Here is a 5,338-nt window from a genome sequence, read left to right as displayed (position 1 = left end):
GGCAAGCCAGCTCCCACATTGGATCGCAGGGCATCAGTTATATCTGTGTCGGCTGCCAGGCCGTCACGGGAGCAAGCTCCCTCGCCACAGATTTAGCGTCGTGCCGAAGTTGTGTAGATACCTATGCCGCGATGAGGCCAGCCCAGGCAAAAAAAAATACCCCGGCCTTGCGACCGGGGTATCTCTTATGCAACTGACGACTTAGTGATTAACCGCCCCACTCGCCCCCAGGCCAGTCTGCGAACGCACAAACTGTGGGAAGTACAGCGCACGCTCTTTCTCTGCCGCCGCCGATTTGTCGGTGATGGAGAAGAACCAGATGCCGATGAACGCAATGATCATCGAGAACAGCGCCGGGTACTCGTACGGGAAGATCGCCTTTTCATGGTGCAGGATCGACACCCAGATGGTCGGGCCGAGGATCATCAGGCCCACGGCACTGATCAAGCCCAACCAGCCGCCAATCATGGCGCCACGGGTGGTGAGGTTTTTCCAGTACATGGAAAGCAGCAGCACCGGGAAGTTACAGCTGGCGGCAATCGAGAACGCCAGGCCGACCATGAACGCGATGTTCTGGCTTTCGAACAGGATACCCAAACCAATCGCCAGCACAGCCAGGGCGATGGTGGTGATCTTCGATACGCGAATTTCATCCTTCTCGTTGGCCTTGCCTTTCTTGATCACGCTGGCATACAGGTCATGGGACACCGCCGAAGCACCCGCCAGGGTCAGGCCGGCAACCACCGCCAGGATGGTGGCAAACGCCACGGCCGAGATAAAGCCCAGGAAGATACTGCCGCCCACCGCGTTGGCCAGGTGCACCGCGGCCATGTTATTGCCACCGAGCAAGGCGCCCGCTGCATCCTTGAACGCCGGGTTGGTGCTGACCAGCAGGATCGCACCGAAACCGATGATGAAGGTCAGGATATAGAAGTAGCCGATGAAGCCGGTTGCGTACAGCACGCTCTTACGCGCTTCCTTGGCGTCGCTTACCGTGAAGAAGCGCATCAGGATGTGCGGCAGGCCGGCGGTACCGAACATCAGTGCCAGGCCCAGCGAGAACGCCGAGATAGGGTCTTTCACCAGGCCGCCGGGGCTCATGATCGCCTCACCTTTAGGGTGAACCTTGATCGCCTCGGAGAACAGCATGTTGAAGTCGAAGTTGACGTGCTTCATCACCATCAGCGCCATGAACGAGGCACCGGACAGCAACAGTACCGCCTTGATGATCTGCACCCAGGTGGTCGCCAACATGCCGCCGAACAGCACGTACAGGCACATCAGGATACCCACCAGGATCACCGCCACATGGTAATCAAGGCCAAACAGCAGCTGGATCAGCTTGCCCGCGCCAACCATCTGCGCGATCAGGTAGAACGCCACCACCACCAGCGAGCCACACGCCGACAGGCTGCGGATCTGGGTTTGCCCCAGGCGATAGGACGCCACGTCGGCAAAGGTGTATTTGCCCAGGTTACGCAAGCGCTCGGCGATCAGGAACAGAATGATCGGCCAGCCAACAAGGAAGCCGATCGAGTAGATCAAGCCGTCGTAGCCGGACGTGAACACCAGCGCGGAAATGCCCAGGAAGGACGCCGCCGACATATAGTCACCGGCAATCGCCAGGCCGTTTTGGAAACCGGTGATCTTGCCGCCGGCCGCATAGTAGTCGGCCGCCGACTTGTTGCGCTTGGATGCCCAGTAGGTGATGCACAACGTCGCGCCGACAAAGGCCACGAACATCAGAATCGCTGCAATATTCAGCGGTTGTTTATGCACTTCACCCGTCAATGCATCTGCCGCCCAAACGGCGGGCGCAACGACTGAAGCGCCGAATACAGCCAATAGACGACGGATCATTGCGCAGCCTCCTTGAGAATCGCATTGTTCAGGTCGTCGAATTCGCCGTTGGCGCGTCGCACATAGATGCCGGTAAGGATGAAGGCCGAGACAATCAGCCCGACCCCGATAGGGATACCCCAGGTGATGGATGAACCGGGGCTGAGCTTGGCCCCCAGTACTTGCGGCCCGTAGGCAATCAACAGGATGAAACCGGAGTAAAGCCCGAGCATGATCGCCGAGAGAATCCAGGCGAACCTTTCCCTTTTCCTGACCAGCTCCTTGAAACGCGGGCTGTTTTGAATCGAGAGGTAAATGCTGTCGTTCATTGTTTTTATCCTCGCAGCACAGCTTTTTATTATTTTGGAACGTATCCACTGTATGCGGCTGCGCAATGGGTTCCAGACGACCTTAGTAGTAGATCGAGCTTAGCGAGGATTTGTAAAAAGTGTAGGAGCGAGCTTGCTCGCGAAAAACGTCAACGATAACGCGTTCATTCTGGATGATCGCGGTGCCTGTGCGTTCTTCGCGAGCAAGCTCGCTCCTACAATTGGGGCGGGGTTATTTAGCAGTCCATTCGGCGACGCGCTCGGGGTGCTTGGCTACCCAGTCCTTGGCCGCGGCGTCCGGCTTGGCGCCTTCTTGAATCGCCAGCATGACTTCACCGATTTCATCCTTGGAGGCCCACTGGAATTTCTTCAGGAAGGCTGCGACTTCCGGCGCTTTCTTCTCCAGGCCCTTGCTGCCGATGCTGTTGACGGTTTCAGCAGCACCATAAATCCCTTTTGGGTCCTCCAGGAAACGCAGTTTCCACTTGGCGAACATCCAGTGCGGTACCCAACCGGTGACCGCAATCGACTCCTGCTTGTCCTCGGCGCGGGTCAGTTCGGCAATCATCGCCGCACCCGAGCTGGCTTGCAGTTTGTAGTCCAGGCCATATTGCTTGATAGCTTCATCGGTCTTGAGCATTACGCCTGAACCGGCGTCGATGCCGACGATCTTGTTCTTGAAGGTGGTGTCGGTCTTGAGGTCTTCGATGGACTTGGCCTTGACGTATTCCGGCACGATCAGGCCGATCTTGGCATCCTTGAAGTTGGGGCCGTAGTCGACCACCTTGTCCTTGTTCTTGGTCCAGTATTCACCGTGGGTTACAGGCAGCCAGGCGGAAAGCATGGCATCGAGTTTGCCGGTGGCGACGCCCTGCCACATGATCCCGGTGGCAACCGCTTGCAGTTTTACGTCGTAGCCGAGCTTTTGCTTGATCACCTCTGCCGCCACATGAGTAGTGGCCACGCTGTCGGACCAGCCGTCCACGTAACCGATGCTCAGGGTCTTGCTGTCGGCACTGGCCAGTGTGGAGCCCATCGCAACTACCAGAGTGGCAGCTGCGCCCAAGAGTCGTCGCATCTTCATAGTACTTCCCCGAAAGTGCTGCGCCCGACGGATGCCGAGCGACGTCAAACTGTTGTTATAGGGTGCACCGCGCCCCCTTCACGCGCATCGATCCGGTTGCTGAGGCATCAGTGGAGTACTGACAGTTTTATCTTCAACCTGCGTAGGCATTTGCCCTGCTCTGTCAGCGACCTTGGTTGAGCAGGAAACGACATCACATCGCCAGCAGGATGCTTTGTAGGCGTTATCGCCAGAATCCCGCCCGAAGTTTGCATGTCAAAATTATGCAGCCCCACAGGGCTGCGGCAAATCCGGGTAAGATGCGCGCCTTTGCTCCCCCAGATAAGCCGACCATGCCCGCGACTGCCCGCTTCCCTGCCCTGCCCTATTTCTTCGCCTTGATCCTCGGCGTGTTTGCCCTTGTCGGCTACTGGTACGGCCTCGGCCGGCCCGTGGTGTTGCCAGACGTCGCCAGCGCCAGCCATAAGCTGCAATGTGCGTCCTACACACCGTTCGACAAAGACCAATCCCCATTCGACCAGCCGTTCAGGTTGCGCACCGAGCGCATGGACGCCGACCTGGCGCTGCTCGCCACGCGCTTTGAATGCATTCGCACCTACTCCATGACCGGCCTGGAGGCCCTGCCGGACATGGCGCGCAAGCATGGGTTGAAGGTGATGGCCGGGGCCTGGGTCAGCAGCGACCCCGTGGCGACCGAAAAAGAGATCAACGAGTTGATCGCGGCGGCCAACGCCAGCCCGGACGTGGTGACCTCGGTGATCGTCGGCAACGAAGCCCTGCTGCGCAAGGAAGTCACCGCCAAGCAACTGGTGGCGCTGATCCATCAGGTTAAAAGCCAGATCAAGCAGCCCGTTACCTATGCCGATGTCTGGGAGTTCTGGTTGCAACATCCGGAAATCGAGCCGGCGGTGGACTTCTTGACCATTCACCTGTTGCCGTATTGGGAAGATGAGCCGTCCGGCATCGACCAGGCGCTCAAGCACGTGGGCGATGTGCGCCAGACCTTCGGCCATAAATTCGCGCCCAAGGACATCGTGATCGGCGAAACCGGCTGGCCCAGCGAAGGCCGGCAGCGCGAAACCGCCGTGCCCAGCCGGGTCAATGAGGCCAGGTTCATGCGCGGCTTCGTGGCCATGGCCGAAGCCAATGGCTGGCGCTACAACCTGATCGAAGCCTTTGACCAGCCATGGAAACGTGCGAGTGAAGGGGCTGTGGGTGGTTACTGGGGGCTGTTCGATGCAGACCGTCAGGACAAAGGTATCCTCGCCGGCCCGGTGACCAATGTGCCGTACTGGCGGCTGTGGCTGGGCGTCGGCGGGCTCATCCTGCTGGGCACCCTGGTGCTCGGCGGCCGCGTTCGCAGCACTCGCTCTGCGTTAATACTGCCCTTGCTAGGGGCCGTCGCAGCGTGCTCCATCGGCAGTTGGGCCGAACTGACCCGCGTCACTGCGCGTTTCAACGATGAATGGCTATGGGCAGGCTTGCTGGTGGTCTTGAACCTGCTGGTGCTGGCTCATGCCGCCCTGGCCCTCAGCGCCCGGCAAGGCTGGCGTGAGCGCGGGTTCAACTGGCTGGAGCAGCGCGCCGGCTGGTTGATGGCAATCGCCGGGTTTGCCGGTGCGGTGATGATGCTGGCGCTGGTGTTTGACCCGCGTTATCGCAGCTTCCCAAGCGCAGCGCTGGTGTTGCCGGCCCTGGTGTACCTGATACGCCCGGTGACCGGGCCACGTCGGGAGATTGCGTTGCTGGCCTTTATCATCGGTGCCGGCGTTGCGCCGCAGTTGTACCGTGAAGGGCTGTTGAACCAGCAGGCCTGGGGTTGGGCAGTGGTCAGCGTGCTGATGGTTGCGGCTTTGTGGCGTTGCTTGCGAGTGCGCAGGGCGTAACACCGCTATCGCAGGCAAGCCAGCTCCCACAGTTGACCGTGCTCACAGATAGAAATGTGTGAACCCAATCAACTGTGGGAGCTGGCTTGCCTGCGATGAGCATAGGTATCTACACAACTTCGGCACGACGCTAAATCTGTGGCGAGGGAGCTTGCTCCCGTGACGGCCTGGCAGCCGACACAGATATAACTGATGCCCCG

4 protein-coding genes are annotated in these 5,338 nt (G+C 59.4%); 1 reads left to right on the top strand and 3 read right to left on the bottom strand.

Annotated features, from left to right (window positions below):
• Nucleotides 1-201 precede the first annotated feature (201 nt).
• The 3 genes from JJD66_RS27780 to JJD66_RS27770 form a co-directional block, all read right to left on the bottom strand.
• Nucleotides 202-1,860, bottom strand: coding sequence for a cation acetate symporter (locus JJD66_RS27780; RefSeq protein WP_105226287.1), 1,659 nt, complete (start codon nucleotides 1,858-1,860; stop codon nucleotides 202-204).
• On the bottom strand, nucleotides 1,857-2,168 hold the full coding sequence (locus JJD66_RS27775) for a DUF485 domain-containing protein (protein WP_057014105.1): 312 nt from the start codon (nucleotides 2,166-2,168) through the stop codon (nucleotides 1,857-1,859). Before JJD66_RS27775 ends, JJD66_RS27780 begins: the two co-directional genes overlap by 4 nt.
• Before the next feature lie 232 nt (nucleotides 2,169-2,400).
• Nucleotides 2,401-3,252 (bottom strand): glycine betaine ABC transporter substrate-binding protein, encoded by an 852-nt coding sequence (locus JJD66_RS27770; protein ID WP_057008340.1) that lies wholly within the window; start codon nucleotides 3,250-3,252, stop codon nucleotides 2,401-2,403.
• A gap of 332 nt (nucleotides 3,253-3,584) precedes the next feature.
• Between JJD66_RS27770 and JJD66_RS27765 the strand changes: the two genes are divergently transcribed.
• Nucleotides 3,585-5,138, top strand: coding sequence for a glycoside hydrolase family 17 protein (locus tag JJD66_RS27765; protein WP_200649516.1), 1,554 nt, complete (start codon nucleotides 3,585-3,587; stop codon nucleotides 5,136-5,138).
• Nucleotides 5,139-5,338 lie beyond the last annotated feature (200 nt).

Origin of the sequence: Pseudomonas sp. MF6751 (assembly GCF_016613265.1) — a bacterium.
GTDB lineage: Bacteria > Pseudomonadota > Gammaproteobacteria > Pseudomonadales > Pseudomonadaceae > Aquipseudomonas > Aquipseudomonas fluorescens_BV.
Note: the sequence above shows the minus strand (reverse complement) of the source record. Positions and strands in the feature narration are given on the sequence as shown.